We start from the raw sequence: 15,027 nt of genomic DNA on the forward strand, positions 1-15,027 counted from the left end.
ACGCGGCGCGTGAGGCGGGTAACATCCCAGAGGTAACCCGGCTCACAGTATCCAGCGCAGTGTACGAGCCACCTCGAACCTCGAAAGATGCTTCCATGGCTGACACTGCACTGACCTCCGGCCTCAAGCTGGCCGACGACCTCGCCGCCGAACTGCGCGCCGACGTCCGCCGGGTGTCCACGCTCCTGGGCGAATCCCTGGTCCGCCAGCACGGCCCCGAGCTCCTCGACCTCGTGGAGCAGGTGCGGCTGCTGACCAAGGAATCGAAGGAAGCCGCCCGGGGCGGCGCGGACGCCACCGGCCCCTGGAGCTCGTACGACGTCGTCGCCCAGGTCCGCGAACTCCTCGGCTCCCTGCCGCTGGACCAGGCCACCGACCTGGTGCGCGCCTTCGCCTTCTATTTCCACCTGGTCAACGCCGCCGAGCAGGTCCACCGGGTCCGCGGGCTGCGGAACCGCCAGGAAAAGGACGGCTGGCTGGCCAAGACGATCGCCGAGATCGCCGAGAAGGCCGGCACCGGCGTGCTGCAGGACGTGGTCAACGCCCTTGACCTCCGGCCGATCTTCACCGCCCACCCCACCGAGGCCTCCCGCCGCTCGGTGCTGGACAAGGTCCGGCGGCTCTCGGACATCCTGGCCCAGCCCACCGCCGAGGGAACCCCCGCGCGCCGCCGCCAGGACCGGCAGCTGGCCGAGGTGATCGACCAGATGTGGCAGACCGACGAACTCCGCCAGGTCCGGCCCACCCCGGTGGACGAGGCACGGAACGCGATCTACTACCTGACCGGGATCCTGACGGATGCGATGCCGGAGCTGATGTCCGACTTCGCGGACCTGCTAGCCGAGCACGGCGTGACCCTGCCGGTGGGCACGGCGCCGGTCCGCTTCGGCTCCTGGATCGGCGGGGACCGGGACGGCAACCCCAATGTCACCGCCGCCGTCACCCGCGAGATCCTGCAGATCCAGAACCAGCACGCCGTCCGGATCTGCATCGAGCTGATCGACGGGCTGATCTCGATGCTCTCGAACTCCACCGCCCTGGCCGGTGTCGACCAGGCGCTGCTGGACTCGATCGACGTCGACCTCAAGAACCTGCCCGGCCTGGACCGCCGCGTGCTGGAGCTGAACGCCCAGGAGCCCTACCGGCTCAAGCTCACCTGCATCAAGGCCAAGCTGCTGAACACCCGCCGCCGAGTGGCCGCCGGGTCCACGCACGAACCCGGCCGCGATTACGCCGCCACCGCCGAACTGCTGGCCGAGCTCGAGCTGCTGGACACCTCGCTGCGGAACCACCAGGGCGCGCTGGCCGCCGACGGCGCCCTGGCCCGGGTCCGGCGCGCCGCGGCCTCCTTCGGCCTGCACCTGGCCACCCTCGACATCCGCGAACACGCCGACCACCACCACGACGCCGTCGGCCAGCTGATGGACCGGCTGGGTGGACCGGGCGTGCGCTACGCCGAGCTGAGCCGGGCCCAGCGGCTGGAGGTGCTCGGCGCCGAGCTGGCCTCCCGCCGGCCGCTCTCCGGCCACCCGATCAAGCTCGACGGCGCCGCGGACGGCACCTATGACGTCTTCCGCGAAATCCGGCGCGGGCTGCGCACCTTCGGCCCTGACGTCGTCGAAACCTACATCATCTCCATGACCCGCGGCGCCGACGACGTCCTCGCCGCGGCCGTCCTGGCCCGCGAGGCCGGCCTGGTGAGCCTCTTCGGCGAGGCGCCGTACGCCAAGCTGGGCTTCGCGCCGCTGTTGGAAACCGTCGAGGAACTCCGCGCCTCCGCCGAGATCGTGGACGCGCTGCTCTCCAACTCCTCCTACCGCGAGCTGGTCCGGCTCCGCGGCGACGTGCAGGAAATCATGCTCGGCTACTCGGACTCCAACAAGGAATCCGGCGTCATCACCAGCCAGTGGGAAATCCACAAGACCCAGAGCAAACTGCGCGACGTCGCCGCCAAGCACGGTGTCCGGGTGCGGCTCTTCCACGGCCGCGGCGGGTCCGTGGGCCGCGGCGGCGGTCCCACCTACGACGCGATCCTGGCGCAGCCCAACGGCGTGCTCGACGGCGAGATCAAGTTCACCGAGCAGGGCGAGGTCATCGCGGACAAGTACTCGCTGCCCGAACTCGCCCGCGAGAATCTCGAACTCTCCCTGGCCGCCGTGCTGCAGGGGTCCGCGCTGCACCGGGCGCCGCGCACCACCAAGGACCAGCGCGAACGCTACGGCCACGTCATGGACACCGTCTCCGACGCCGCGTTCGCCCGCTACCGCAGCCTGATCGACGACCCGGACCTGCCGGCCTACTTCGTGGCCTCCACCCCCGTGGAGCAGCTCGGCTCGCTGAACATCGGCTCGCGCCCGTCCAAGCGCCCCGACTCCGGCGCCGGGCTGGAGGGGCTGCGGGCCATCCCGTGGGTGTTCGGCTGGACCCAGTCCCGGCAGATCGTGCCCGGCTGGTTCGGCGTCGGCTCCGGTCTGAAGGCCGCCCGCGAGGCCGGCCACACCGAGCAGCTGGCCGTGATGATGGAACACTGGCACTTCTTCCGCTCCGTGCTCTCCAACGTGGAAATGACGCTGGCCAAGACGGACATGGACATCGCCGGCTACTACGTCTCCACCCTCGTCCCGGAGAAATTGCACCGGATCTTCCAGGCCATCCGCGCCGAGTTCGACCTCACCGTGGCCGAGGTCCGGGCCCTCACCGGGGAGAACCTGCTGCTGGATGCCCAGCCCGGGCTCAAGCGCTCCCTGGAAATCCGGGACCAGTACCTGGACCCCATCAGTTACCTGCAGGTGGAGCTGCTGCGCCGCATCCGGGCGGCAGGCACAGGGTCCTCCGACGCCGAGATGACCGGCGGGGAGATCGACGAGCGGCTGCAGCGGGCCATGCTGATCACCGTCAACGGCGTCGCCGCGGGCCTGCGCAACACCGGATAAGGGCTCTTGGGTGACGCTCCCTCAGGTGTTGCGGGTTTTTGGGGTGATGCTCCCTCAGGCGTGGCGGGTCTTCTGGTGACGCTCCCTCAGCTGTGGCGGGTTTTTTGGTGACGCTCCCTCAGGTGTGGCGAAAAATTCACCGTAGGAAGCGCTTGATCTGAGGGAGCGTCGTCCTGGGGGCGGCAGGATCTGAGGGAGCGTCGTCCTGGGGGCGGCAGGATCTGAGGGAGCGTCGGGGGCCGGTGGGGTGGTTAGGCTGGAGCCATGCCCTCCTTCCAGACCAGACTGAAGATCACCGGACTTCGGCCGGGGAATCCGCCGGAGGCCGTCATGGACGCGGCGGTGGAGGCATTGGGCACGCGCCACCACGTGGAGGCCCACCAGTTGGAGCTGGCCGGCGGTGTCCCGCAGCTGAACCTGCGGTTCCTGGTGGAGGCTACCGCCTACGCGGCGGAGAACAGCCAGGCTCTGGAGGCGGCCGCCATGATGCGCGACGCCGTCGAACGCGTGGCGCTCACCGGGAACCTCACGGTGCTGCGTCGCAACCGCGGCCGCTGGGCACCGGTGTAGGCCCTAGAAGTCCAGCTCGACGTCGGGGTCCGTCTGCGCGTCCCCGTTGTTGCCCGAGCCGGCGCCGCGTTCCACCACGGGGGAGCGGCTCCCGCGGCGGCGCGTCACCACTAGCCCGACGACGGCGCCGATCACGATCCCCAGCGCCACGCCGATCAGTGAACTCGCCCAGAACGGCAGCCTGGTGGCCGAGCCGGTGGCGTAACCCAGGCCCACCGACCAGACCGCGCACAACGTCCCGCCCAGGGCCGCGCAGAAACTGAACCCGCGGGTAGAGACGTTCGCGATTCCCGCCGCGGCTGTGGTGGCGAGCCGGCCACCGGGAATGAAACGGAGGCCGATGATCCCGCCGTAGGTGGATGAGCGGCCCGCCTTAGCGATTGCCTGGTGGATGCCGCTGTGGAACTGCCGGCCCCACCTCCAGCGGTCCAGGACGTGGCTGAGCCGGCGCTTGAAGAGCTGGAACACCAGCAGGTCGCCCAGCCAGGAGGCGGCCGCGGCCAGCAGGATGATCAAGAAAATGTTGGCCCGGCCGTCGGCGCAGAGGGCGCCGCCGGTGATGATCAGCATCTCGGACGGGACCGGCGGGAAGATGGCGTCGCCGACCACCATGGGGACGATCCAGAAGTAGATCGCCGAACCCCAAGTATCAGCATTGGCCAGGTCCATGGCCACAACGTACCGCATCCGTGGCGGTTAGTTGGTGCGGGCCTCGGAGAGAGTCAGCCGGCTGCGGTATTCGACGGGTTTTCCGGAGACGGGGTCCACGAAGCGGATGCCGCGGGCCAGCAACTGCAGCGGCTTGGAGTAGTCGTCCGGGGCCTTGTCCAGCAGGTCGGGGTAGAACGCGTCGTTGACGATCCCGAGTCCCAGGGAGGCCATATGCACGCGCAACTGATGGGTCTTGCCGGAGTGTGGCTCGAGCCGGTAGAGGGCACGGCGGGGGCTCGCGTCCCTCCCTGCACCAACTTCGTCGGTGCCCCCGTTGGAGTCGCCGACGTCGTGCGCCGCCGCGAAGGTGCGGATCCGCTCGATGCGGGTCTCCGTGTTCGGCTCACCCTCGATCACCTCGGCCAGCAGGTAGCTGCGCGACTTGGTCATCCGGTTGCGCACCACCAGGGGGAAGTCGACGGCGGGATGGCCGGAGGCGGGCTCCGCGGCGGAGACGCACTCGTATTCCTTCTGGACCTGGCGCTTCTCGAACAGGACCTGGTACTTCCCTCGGGTTTCCGGGTTCGTCGAGAGCAGCAGGATTCCGGCGGTCATCCGGTCCAGCCGGTGCATCGGGATCAGGTCCGGCAGCTGCAACTGGTTCCGCAGCCGGACCAGGGCCGACTCCTGGATGTAGGTCCCGCCGGGGGTGGTGGGCAGGAAGTGCGGCTTATCCACCACCAGCAGGTGCTCGTCATGGTGCAGGATGTTCAGCTCCACCGGCATCCGGGTCTCCGGCGGCAGAGTGCGGTAGTACCAGATGAACGTGTGGTGCCGCAGCGGGGTGGTGCGGTCCAGCGGGATCCCGCCCTCGCCGACGATCTCGCCGGCGTCGAACCGGTCCGCGATGCCCTGCGGGTCGATGTGGCCCCAGCGGTGCATCATGTAGTCCATCGCGGTTTCCCACGGACCCTCCTCCGGCAGCCGCAGGCGGGTCGCATTCACGCCATCGCGCACGGGGAGGGGGGATTGCATCACCGGTCCATTCTACGCGGCGGGGTTTCGCGGACGTCCGGGGTCGCCCGCCCCTCCCCGGCGTCGCCCGCCCCTCCCCGGCGTCTCGGCCATCTCGACGGTTCCCCGCTCCTTAGACGTTCCCGAGCGTCTTTTCGACAGGGAACCGTCGAGGCGTACCGACGAAAAAATAATCCTTGACAAATAAATCTGTCGGTGACGAGACTTGGAGCATGCAAGCCATTGAGGTGATCGAGGATCCGGCGGCCGCGGAGGCCACCCTGGATCCCATCCGTACCCGGATTCTGCGCGAGCTGACGGAACCGGGCTCCGCGACCCAGCTCGCCGCCCGGTTGGGGCTGCCCCGCCAGAAGGTGAACTACCACCTGCGGACCCTGGAACAGCACGGCCTGGTGGAACTGGTGGAGGAGCGGCGGCGCGGTAACGTCACCGAGCGCATCCTGCGGGCGACGGCGTCGTCGTACCTGATCTCACCGGCCGCCCTGGCCTCCGTGGCCCCGGACCCGCGCCTGTTCTCGAACCGGTTTTCGGCCTTCTGGCTGCTGGCACTGGCCGGCCGTATGGTCCAGGAAGTGGGCCGGCTGATCGCCGGGGCCGCCGCCGCCCGGCAGGAACTGGCCACCTTCGCGATCGACGGCGAGATCACCTTTCATTCCGCGGCGGACCGGGCAGCCTTCGCCGGGGAACTCGGCGAGGCCGTGACCCGGCTGGTCGCCAAGTACCACGACGGTGGCACCGGGCACCCGGCGGGCTCCCGGCCCGCGGGGCGGAACCACCGGCTCGTCGTCGCGCTCCACCCTGCACTGAAGAACCCATCCCCAACCCCCACAGCCAAGGACTAGGACCATGACCGACAACCGCGAATTCGAGATCGTCTACGACACCGACCTGCCGGGCACGCCCGAACGCGTCTGGGAGGCCGTCACCGCCGGCACGCCCGCCTGGATGTTCCCCACGGACCAGTGGCCGGCAGTGAAGACGGTGGAGGAGTACCCCTCGCATTTGGTGTCCCGCATGGAGGGCCCGGACGGCTGGTTCAACCAGCTTGAGCACGTGCTGGAACCGCTCGAGGGCGGCCGCGCCCGGCTGCACTACGTCCACAGCGGGATCTTCGCGGACAACTGGGACCAGCAGTACGACGGAGCGAGCAAGCACACGGCGTTCTACCTCCACACCCTCGGCCAGTACCTGAAGCACTTCGACGGCAGGCCCGTCGTCTTCACGGACATCCAGGCGCCGGCAACCTCGGAGGCCCCGGACGGGTTCGACCGGCTCAAGGAAGCGCTCGGTGTCGCCGGCTCAACCGCGGGCGAACCGGTGGAGCAAGAGCTCGACGGCGTGGGGCGCCTCGCGGGCGAGGTGGACTTTGTGAACGAGAACTTCCTCGGGCTGCGGACCGCGGACGCGATGTACCGGTTCTTTGGCCGCAACACCTTCGGCGCACCGGTCGGCATGACCGTGCACGACTTCAGCGGCCACGGCAATTCCGAGGAAACGGCCCGGGTCTGGGGCAGCTTCTTCGCGAAGGTCTACGCGTAGGAATCCTCTCCCGCCGTTTCGACGGTTTCCCGCCGGATAGACGTTGCTGAGCGTCGAATCCGCAGGGAACCGTCGAAACGGGCGGGTCGGACCTCGAGCGGGGGGGCGGTTGTCAAAGTTCGTGTCAGGCGATGGCGGCGGAGGGCCCGGGGGCCAACGGCCGGCGCAGCTGCGGGGACCGGTCCAGCCGGTCCTGGGCTTCGCGCAGGGAGAGGACCGCGGTCTCCAGCTGCTCCGGCGGCAGCGTGAAGGGCAGGCGGAGGAACTGGTCGAAGGCCCCGCCGACGCCGAAGCGCGGCCCGGCGGCCAGGCGGAGGCCGACGTCGGGCGCCACGACGGCGAGGCCCGTGCTGACCGGGGCCGGCAGCCTGCACCAGACGGACAGTCCACCGGCCGGCCGCTCCGCCCGCCAGTCCGGAAGATGCTCGGCGATCAGGTCCAACAGGATGTCCCGGTTGGTGCGCAACGAGGCCAGGCGCGCCGGGAGCGGCTCATTCAGGTCACGGACCAGATGCGCGGCGGCGAGCTGCTCCACCACCGGGCCGCCCAGGTCCAGCGTGGTCCGGGCCGCGGCGAACCGCTGGATCAGCGGCTCCGAGGCGCGGATCCAGCCCACCCGGAGGCCCGCCCAGTGCGACTTGCTGAGCGAGCCGATAGTCACCACGGAGGGGCCGAACGCCGCCATTGGGGTTGAGGGCAGGCCGTCGAGGTTCAGTTCCCGGAGCGTCTCGTCGGCCACCAGCACCGTCCCGGCGGCTGCGGCGGCCGCGGCGAGCCGGCGCCGTTGCGCATCCGGCATCAGGCGGCCGGTCGGGTTGTGGAAATCGGGAACGACGTACGCCATCGCGGGGCGCTGCTGGAGTAACGCCGCCTCCATCGCCTCCAGGTCCCAGCCTGCGTTGCCCGGTGCGGCATCAGGTCCGCTGGCACCCCGGGAATTGCCCTGGCCGCCCAGTTTTCCAGACCCGGCCGCGTCCCCGGCCGCGAGGGGCATCGCCACCGGAACCGCCCGGCACCCGGCGGCGCGGATGGCGTCGAGGGCATTCGGGTAACTGGGGTGCTCCACCAGCACCTTCCCGGACCGGCCGGCGAGGGTGCGCAGCACAATGGTCAGCGCATGCTGCGCCCCGGACGTCACCAGTACCTGGTCCGCCGTCGTCGGCACCCCGGCCGCTGTGTAGCGGTCCGCGATAGCCTCGCGCAGCGGCGTCACGCCTAGCGCGTCGTAGCCGAAGCCCGGCAGCAGGGCCGGCAGTTCGGTGAGCGCGGCGGCGAAGGCGCGGTGCACCACCTCGCCGCTGGCCGGAAGCGAGGCGTATGCAAGGTCCAGGACACCCTCCGGCGCGGCGAGTCCGGGCGCGCCGCTGAGCCTCCGGCCGGTCTCCACCGGGTGCGCGCCCCGGGCGGGAATCCGGCTCCGGCTGCGGCTGCCCTGGCCCCCGCTGAGGTAGCCCTGCTCGCGGAGCAGCGCATACGCGGCGGTCACGGTGGTGCGGCTGATGCCGAGGCTTTCGGCCAGGGACCGCTCGCTGGGCAGTGCGACGTCCAGACCGATCCGCCCGTCGAGGATGAGCAGACGGACGACGTCGGCCAGCTCGCGGTAGGCGGGGGAGGTCCCGGGGTTCCAGCTTCCCAGCAACCGGCCGAGGGATGCGGGCGTCAGCGATCCTGTCATAGGGCCAGTATTTCAAACTGGATATGGAATTCAATGCCAGTTCTGCGACAGGATGGGTCCATGATGACGCGCAGACTCGCCCAGCTCCTGATTGGCCTCGTTCTCTATGGCATCTCCCTCGCCATGGTGATCCGTGCCAGCCTGGGTACTGCGCCGTGGGACGTGCTCCATCAGGGCCTGGCCGGGAAGACGGGGCTGAGCCTGGGCACGACGGTCATTATCGTCAGTTTCCTAGTGCTCCTGATCTGGATTCCCTTGCGGCAGTGGCCCGGGATCGGCACCCTGGGCAACGCCGTGCTGGTGGGTGTCTTCGCCGACATCGGCCTGGCCGTCATCCCGAAGTTTTCGCACCTGGGTGGCCAGGCGGCTCTCCTGGTCGCGGCCGTGCTGCTGAACGGGCTGGCCTCGGCCTTGTACATTGGGGCCGGGCTGGGCCCGGGCGCGCGGGATGGCCTGATGACCGGGCTCGCAAGGCGTACCGGCTGGCCCGTCCGCAGGACCCGGACCGGCATCGAGGTGGTGGTCCTCGGCGCGGGCTGGCTGCTGGGCGGTTCGGTGGGTCTGGGAACGGTGCTCTACGCGCTGGCCATCGGCCCGTTGGTGCAGCTGATGCTGCCCCGCTTCACCATCGCCGACCCTAAGAAGGGTACGGCCGAGGGCGCAGCGGACCTCGCCCGGACCGACCCGGAGGAAGCCGTCGCCGGCACCACAGCGCCGGCATCCTAACCGTCCTAAGCTCTGTCCGCCCGGCTTAGGTCCCCTCGGGTGGCGGCTGGCAGGTCGGGCAGAAGTAGATGTCCCGTTCCTCGGTCCCGGTGGCCTTGGCCAGGACGCCCCGGCGGATCGGGGTCCGGCATTTCAGGCATGGCTGCCGTTCCCGGCCGTAGACCCAGTACGGCGGCCGTCCCTCGCTGCGGCCCACAGGCACGCCGCGGGCGTTCAGGATGGTGACCCGGCGGCCGGGGCCGAGGTTGGCGCCCAGCATGACCTTCGCGTCCATGATCATGGCAGCCAGGTCCGGGACGGCGGAGACGGGGGCGGCGGGGTGCACCTTGGACAGGAAACACGCCTCGCACCGGTAGATGTTGCCGATCCCCGCCAGGTTGCGCTGGTCCAGGAGGGCGACGCCGATCGGCACGTCGGGGGCCGCGAGCAGCCGTTTCTCGGCCTCCGCCAGGTCCCAGTCGGGGCCAAGCAGGTCCGGGCCGAGATGCCCGACGACGCTGGCTTCCTCCGCGGTGGGCACCACCTCCAGAACGCCGAGGGAGAATCCGACGGCGTCCGCCGTGGCGGTGCGGAGCACGCAGCGGGCGGTGAATCCGGGTTTCCGCCAGCGTCCGCCCGGCGGGTAGACCTGCCAGGTGCCCTCCATCTTCAGATGCGAATGGATGGTCAGCCGGTCCTGGGGGCGCGGCCCGACCACCCGCATCAACAGGTGCTTGCCGCGCGGGACCACCTCCTCCACGGTCCAGCCGCCGAGCTTGAGGGTGGCGAATCGGGGCACCCGGAAGTCGGTGGCCAGCAGTTCCTTGCCGGCCAGGGCGGCGTGCAGCTGCGCGGCGGCGCGGAAAACGGAATCTCCCTCAGGCACGGATTCTCAGTCCTTTCGGGGTGGAATAGGCGCCGGCCTGCGCCAGGGCGGATGCCACCGGGGTGTCCAGGATGCCGTGGCCGTTGACCTTTTCCATGATGAGTTTGTCGACCGCGCCGCGCTTTACCACTCCCACCAGGGCAGCGCCGGCGGCGGCCAGCACCGCGGGGTCGGCGTTGAAGGCCAGCAGCGTCTTGCCGCCGCGTTCGACGTACAACACCAGGGCGCCGTCGACCAGGACTACCAGCGCGCCGGCCTTCCGCCCGGGCCGGTGCCCGGTGCCGGCTTCGAGGTCCTGCGCCGGCCACGCCAGGGCGGCGCCGTAGGGGTTGGCCGGGTCTGTCGCGGCGAGGGCCAGAGCCACCGGCTCGGCCTTGTGCACCTCGGCGTCCTCGACGTAGGAACGCAGCCGGTCTACGGTGGCCGGGACGGCGAACTGGGCGGCGCCGAGCTGTTCGATGAAGTAGCCGCGGCGGCAGCGGCCTGCCTCCTCGAGCCGGGCCAGCACCTTGTACATCAGGCCGAAGCCGCCCAGGATGTTCTCGGCCATGACCGAGCCGCGCGTGACCACGCCGTAGCGGTCCAGCAGGAGCTCTGCGGTGGCCCGGGCATGGATCGTGGCGTCCAGTTCGGGTTCCGGCAGCGCCGACCAGCGGCCGGCGGCCAGCGGCGGCGTCGGGGTCGCCGCCGAGGCGGACCCGTACCTGCCGCCCGTCAGGCCCGGGGAGCCGAGCAGACCGGAGCCGTGCGAGCGGCCCAGCCGGTTGAGCCGCGGGGCCCGGGCCCGGGGCGCACGGCTGACCTGCCGGTGCGCGGTATGGCCGCCGGCGATCAAGGCCCGGACCGGGGCGAAGGTGTCGCCGGTGATCCTGCCCGCCCAGGCCAGGTCCCAGAGGGCCGAGACCACGTCCTTGTCGCTGAGCACGCTGTCCATCCCGCCGGCGATCTCGGTCAGCTGCCGGAAGAAGTAGCCGCCGCCGTTGGTCCGCAGATGGTCCAGCAGCCGCTGCTGGGCGTCCCCGGGTTTGAAATCGGGTGCCGGGTTGAGGGTCAGCTCGGCGGAGTCGGCCAGGTGCAGGCTGACCCAGCCGTCGTTGCCGGGCAGCGACCCGGCGCCGGACCAGAGCACCTCGCCGGCGGCCATGAGCTCATCCAGCATGGCGGGCTGGTAGTTCGAGACCCGGCTGGCCAGGACCAGAGGCTCCCAGGCTGAGGCGGGAATCGGCACACCGGAGAGCTGGTCGATGGCGGTGATGATGCCGTCCAGGCCGCGCAGCGCCGACTGGCCGCGGCTGCCGGGAACGCGGACATTCTGCCACGCGGGGAGGAACCGGCCGTAGGCGGACGGGTCCACGGGTTCCACCTCGGCGCGCAGCGCTGCAAGCGACCGCCGGCGCAGCTTCCGCAGCACCTCGGCGTCGCACCATTCACTGGTTCCCGCCAAGGACACCGTCTCCGCCGTCTGGCCGGCGTCGTCGGAGGAGGCAGCGGGCGGGGCGTCGGGGGCGGTGACGTGCGGCCGGAATTCGCCCTCGACCACGCGGCCGTCGGCTCCCAGCCGTTTCAGCGCGGTGCCGACGACGGCGACGCCGAGCCCCAGCCTGGCGGCGGCCTCCGCGGCGGTGAAGGGACCGTGGGTGCGGGCATAGCGGGAGACCAGGTCACCCAGCGGGTCCGCGACGGGTTCGATGAAGGCCAGCGGCACGCCCATGGGCAGCGGCACCCCGAGGGCGTCGCGGAGTCGGGCGGCGTCCTCGACGGCGGCGAACTTTTCCGTCCCGCCGATGTTGACCTTAATGGCGCGGTTGGCACGCTGCAGCGCGGCCAAGTGCGTCGCGGCCTCGGCGGCGGTGGCACTGGCGGCCTCCGCGGGGGCAGGCGCGGCCGCGGAAACCCCGGCGGTTGCCTCACCTGCCTCGGCGGTTTCCAGCCGGGCCGCCACTTCCTCCGGCGTGAGCGGACCGAGCAGGCGGAGCAGGTCGGCCACGCCCTCCACGCCGCGCATCCGTCGTCCGGGGGCGAGGCGCTGCAGTTCGCGTTCGGTTTCGTCGATGACCTTGGCGTCGAGGAGTTCGCGCAGCTCCACCCGGCCCAGCAGCTCGTTGAGCAGGGTCGAATCGAGGGCCAGGGCGGCGGCGCGGCGCTCGGCCAGCGGCGAATCGCCCTCGTAGAGAAACTGGGCGACGTAGCCGAAGAGCAGGGACTTCGCGAACGGCGACGGCTGCTGGGTGGTGGTTTGCAGGATCCGGAGCTCCCGCCGCTCGATCGCGGTGGCGATGTCCTTGAGCGCGGGCAGGTCGTAGACATCCTGGAGGCACTCGCGGACCGTTTCCAGCACGATCGGGAAGGTCGCGTACTTGCGGGCCACGTCCAGGAGCTGGGCCGAGCGCTGCCGCTGCTGCCAGAGCGGCTGCCGCTTTCCGGGCGTCTGCCGGGGCAACAGCAGGGCGCGGGCCGCGCACTCGCGGAACCGGGAGGCGAACAGGGCACTGCCGCCCACCTCCGCGGTGACGATCTGTTCCAGTTCCTCGGGGTCGAAGAGGAACAGGTCCGCGCCGGGCGGCTCGTCGTCCATCATCGGCACGCGCAGCACTATGCCGTCGTCGGCGGCCATCGCGGAGCCGTCCATGCCGTAGCGCTGGTGCAGCCGCTGCCCGACGGCGAGGGCCCACGGCGCGTGTACCGGCATGCCGAACGGGCTGTGCAGCACCACCCGCCAGTCGCCGAGTTCGTCGTGGAAGCGTTCCACCACCAGCGTGGTGTCGCTGGGGACCACCTCCGTGGCGGCCTTCTGCTCGGCCAAGTACTGGATCAGGTTGTTCGCGGCGAAGTCGTCCAGGCCGCTGGCCTTACAGCGTTCGGTGGCGGGGCCGACGTCGGATGCGGAGAGTTCGCGGATGAACGCGCCCAGGGCACGGCCCAGGTCCACCGGCCGCCCGAGCGAGTCGCCCCGCCAGAACGGCAGTTTGCCGGGCTGGCCGAACGCGGGGGAGACCAGGACCCGGTCGTGGGTGATGTCCTCGATCTTCCAGCTGGTGGCGCCGAGGGCGAAGACGTCGCCCACGCGGGATTCGTAGACCATCTCCTCATCCAGCTCGCCCACCCGGCGGCCGCCCTTGGCCGTGGACTTGGCGCCGGATGTACCCTCGCCGGAACCGGCGGAGGAACCGGTGCCTTCGACCTCCGTGCCGATGATGTAGACGCCGAACATGCCGCGGTCCGGGATGGTGCCGCCGGAGATGACGGCCAGCCGCTGAGCCCCGGGCCGGCCCTCGATGGTGCCGTTGTTGCGGTCCCAGACGATCCGGGGCCGGAGTTCGGCGAACTCGTCCGACGGGTAGCGTCCGGCGAGCAGGTCCAGGGTCGCCTCGTACGCGGAGCGGGGAAGGGAAGCGAACGGCGCGGACCGGCGCACCGTGGCGAACCATTCCTCCACGTCGATCGCGCCCAGGGCGGTGGCCGCGACGGTCTGCTGGGCGAGGATGTCCAGCGGGTTGGCCGGCACGTAGAGGCGTTCGATCTTGCCGTCCAGCATGCGTTCGACCGTGATGGCGGTGTGCACCAGGTCAGCGCGGTGCTTGGGGAAGAGGACGCCCTGGGAGATCTCCCCCACCTGGTGCCCGGCGCGGCCCACGCGCTGCAGGCCGCTGGCCACCGACGGCGGGGATTCCACCTGGACCACCAGGTCCACGGCGCCCATGTCGATGCCCAGTTCCAGCGAGGAGGTGGCCACCACGCAGCGCAGCCGGCCGGACTTCAGGTCGTCCTCGATCATGGCCCGCTGATCCTTGGACACGGACCCGTGGTGCGCGCGGGCCAGAACCGGATCCGCCCCGGCGGTGCTGCCGGCCTGGGCCATCATCTGCGCCGGGGTGCCGCCAGGTCCGGACGGCGCCGGGGTGCCCCGGCCGCCCGCAGCGGCCGCGCCACCGCCAGCGGCGCCCGAAGAATCGGAGCCAGCGCCGCCGTCGTCCCAGCCGCCACCCTCGGCCATCAGTTGCCGCTCAGCGTAGATCTCGTTCAGCCGGGCGGTGAGGCGTTCGGCGAGCCGGCGGGAGTTGGCGAAGACGATGGTGGACTGGTTGGCCAGCACCAGGTCCACGATCTTTTCCTCCACATGGGGCCAGATCGAGGCGTGCGGCTGCAGCCCGGACGCAGGACCGGAGTCGAATGCCCCGGCCGCACCCTGCAGGTCCGACATGTCCTCCACCGGGACGGAGACGGTCAGGTCCCACGTCTTCTTCGAGGGCGGCGCCACGATTTCCACCGGCGCTGACCCGGCGAGGAACTGGGCCACCAGCTCCTTCGGCTCCACGGTGGCGGAGAGGCCGATCCGCTGCGCCGGCTTGGGCAGCAGGGCATCCAGCCGCTCCAGCGATACGGCCAGGTGCGCGCCGCGCTTGGTCCCGGCGACGGCGTGCACCTCGTCCACGATGATGGTGTCCACCTCGTCCAGCGTCTCCCGCGCCTTGGAGGTCAGCATCAGGAAGAGCGATTCCGGCGTGGTGATCAGGATGTCCGGCGGGCTGCTGAGCAGCGCCCGCCGGTCCGCGGCGGGGGTGTCGCCGGAGCGGACGCCCACGGTGGTCAGCGGCGCGGGCAGGCCGAGCCGCTTGGCCGTCTGGGTGATGCCGATCAGCGGGGCGCGGAGGTTGCGTTCGACGTCTACGCCCAAGGCCTTGAGCGGGGAGATATAGAGGACGCGGGTCTTGCGCTTCGGGGTCTTCCGGCGGCCCTTCTTCGCGGGTTCGGCGGCGTCGGCAGGCTCGGCATCGGTGGCGCCGGCCGGGGCGGAGACCAACAGCCGGTCCAGCGCCCAGAGGAAGGCGGCGAGGGTCTTGCCCGACCCGGTGGGGGCCACCACCAGGGCGTGCGAGCCGGAGGAGATGGCGTTCCAGGCGCCGTTCTGCGCCGGGGTGGGCGCGGAAAAGGCCCCGAGGAACCACTCCCGGGTCGGCCGGCTGAACCGGTCCATTGCGTCGGCCGCGAGTGTGGTCGCGAGCTCCTGCCCCTTCATTCCTCCATCATGCCTT

Annotated in this window: 10 protein-coding genes; 5 read left to right on the forward strand and 5 right to left on the reverse strand. The window is 70.8% G+C overall.

The window, feature by feature from the left end:
• The first annotated feature begins 95 nt into the window (after positions 1-95).
• Together ppc and ACFUCU_RS11750 are read left to right on the forward strand one after the other, a co-directional pair.
• The gene (gene ppc, locus ACFUCU_RS11745; RefSeq protein ID WP_377972768.1) at positions 96-2,933 is read left to right on the forward strand and encodes a phosphoenolpyruvate carboxylase; all 2,838 of its coding nucleotides are present in this window, start codon (positions 96-98) and stop codon (positions 2,931-2,933) included.
• Positions 2,934-3,197: 264 nt separating this feature from the next.
• Positions 3,198-3,503, forward strand: coding sequence for a hypothetical protein (locus ACFUCU_RS11750; RefSeq protein ID WP_290256686.1), 306 nt, complete (start codon positions 3,198-3,200; stop codon positions 3,501-3,503).
• 3 nt (positions 3,504-3,506) lie between these two features.
• On the opposite strand, the gene ACFUCU_RS11755 is transcribed toward ACFUCU_RS11750, so the two are convergent.
• Both ACFUCU_RS11755 and ACFUCU_RS11760 read right to left on the reverse strand, forming a co-directional pair.
• Positions 3,507-4,190, reverse strand: a complete 684-nt coding sequence (locus ACFUCU_RS11755) for a DedA family protein (protein ID WP_377972769.1) — start codon at positions 4,188-4,190, stop codon at positions 3,507-3,509.
• Between the two features lie 9 nt (positions 4,191-4,199).
• The gene (locus tag ACFUCU_RS11760; protein WP_377972882.1) at positions 4,200-5,189 is read right to left on the reverse strand and encodes a pseudouridine synthase; all 990 of its coding nucleotides are present in this window, start codon (positions 5,187-5,189) and stop codon (positions 4,200-4,202) included.
• 212 nt (positions 5,190-5,401) lie between these two features.
• Here ACFUCU_RS11760 and ACFUCU_RS11765 point away from each other — a divergent pair, with 212 nt between their 5' ends.
• Together ACFUCU_RS11765 and ACFUCU_RS11770 are read left to right on the forward strand one after the other, a co-directional pair.
• Complete coding sequence (locus ACFUCU_RS11765; protein WP_377972770.1) at positions 5,402-6,031, forward strand: helix-turn-helix domain-containing protein; 630 nt, start codon at positions 5,402-5,404, stop codon at positions 6,029-6,031.
• A 4-nt stretch (positions 6,032-6,035) separates the two neighbouring features.
• On the forward strand, positions 6,036-6,728 hold the full coding sequence (locus tag ACFUCU_RS11770; RefSeq protein ID WP_377972771.1) for an SRPBCC domain-containing protein: 693 nt from the start codon (positions 6,036-6,038) through the stop codon (positions 6,726-6,728).
• A 124-nt stretch (positions 6,729-6,852) separates the two neighbouring features.
• Here the strand turns inward: ACFUCU_RS11770 and ACFUCU_RS11775 are convergent, their stop codons facing one another.
• Entirely contained in the window at positions 6,853-8,403 is a 1,551-nt protein-coding gene (locus ACFUCU_RS11775; protein ID WP_377972773.1) for a PLP-dependent aminotransferase family protein, read from the reverse strand.
• 60 nt (positions 8,404-8,463) lie between these two features.
• Here ACFUCU_RS11775 and ACFUCU_RS11780 point away from each other — a divergent pair, with 60 nt between their 5' ends.
• Positions 8,464-9,129 (forward strand): YitT family protein, encoded by a 666-nt coding sequence (locus ACFUCU_RS11780; protein WP_290256681.1) that lies wholly within the window; start codon positions 8,464-8,466, stop codon positions 9,127-9,129.
• 25 nt (positions 9,130-9,154) lie between these two features.
• Here the strand turns inward: ACFUCU_RS11780 and ACFUCU_RS11785 are convergent, their stop codons facing one another.
• Both ACFUCU_RS11785 and ACFUCU_RS11790 read right to left on the reverse strand, forming a co-directional pair.
• Positions 9,155-9,994: a DNA-formamidopyrimidine glycosylase family protein gene (locus tag ACFUCU_RS11785; RefSeq protein WP_377972774.1), complete on the reverse strand. Its 840-nt coding sequence runs from the start codon at positions 9,992-9,994 to the stop codon at positions 9,155-9,157.
• The gene (locus ACFUCU_RS11790) at positions 9,987-15,011 is read right to left on the reverse strand and encodes an ATP-dependent helicase (RefSeq protein ID WP_377972776.1); all 5,025 of its coding nucleotides are present in this window, start codon (positions 15,009-15,011) and stop codon (positions 9,987-9,989) included. The genes ACFUCU_RS11785 and ACFUCU_RS11790 overlap by 8 nt, the downstream gene beginning before the upstream one ends.
• Positions 15,012-15,027 lie beyond the last annotated feature (16 nt).

The sequence above is a fragment of the Arthrobacter sp. NPDC057259 genome (assembly GCF_042668995.1).
Taxonomy (GTDB): Bacteria; Actinomycetota; Actinomycetes; order Actinomycetales; family Micrococcaceae; genus Arthrobacter.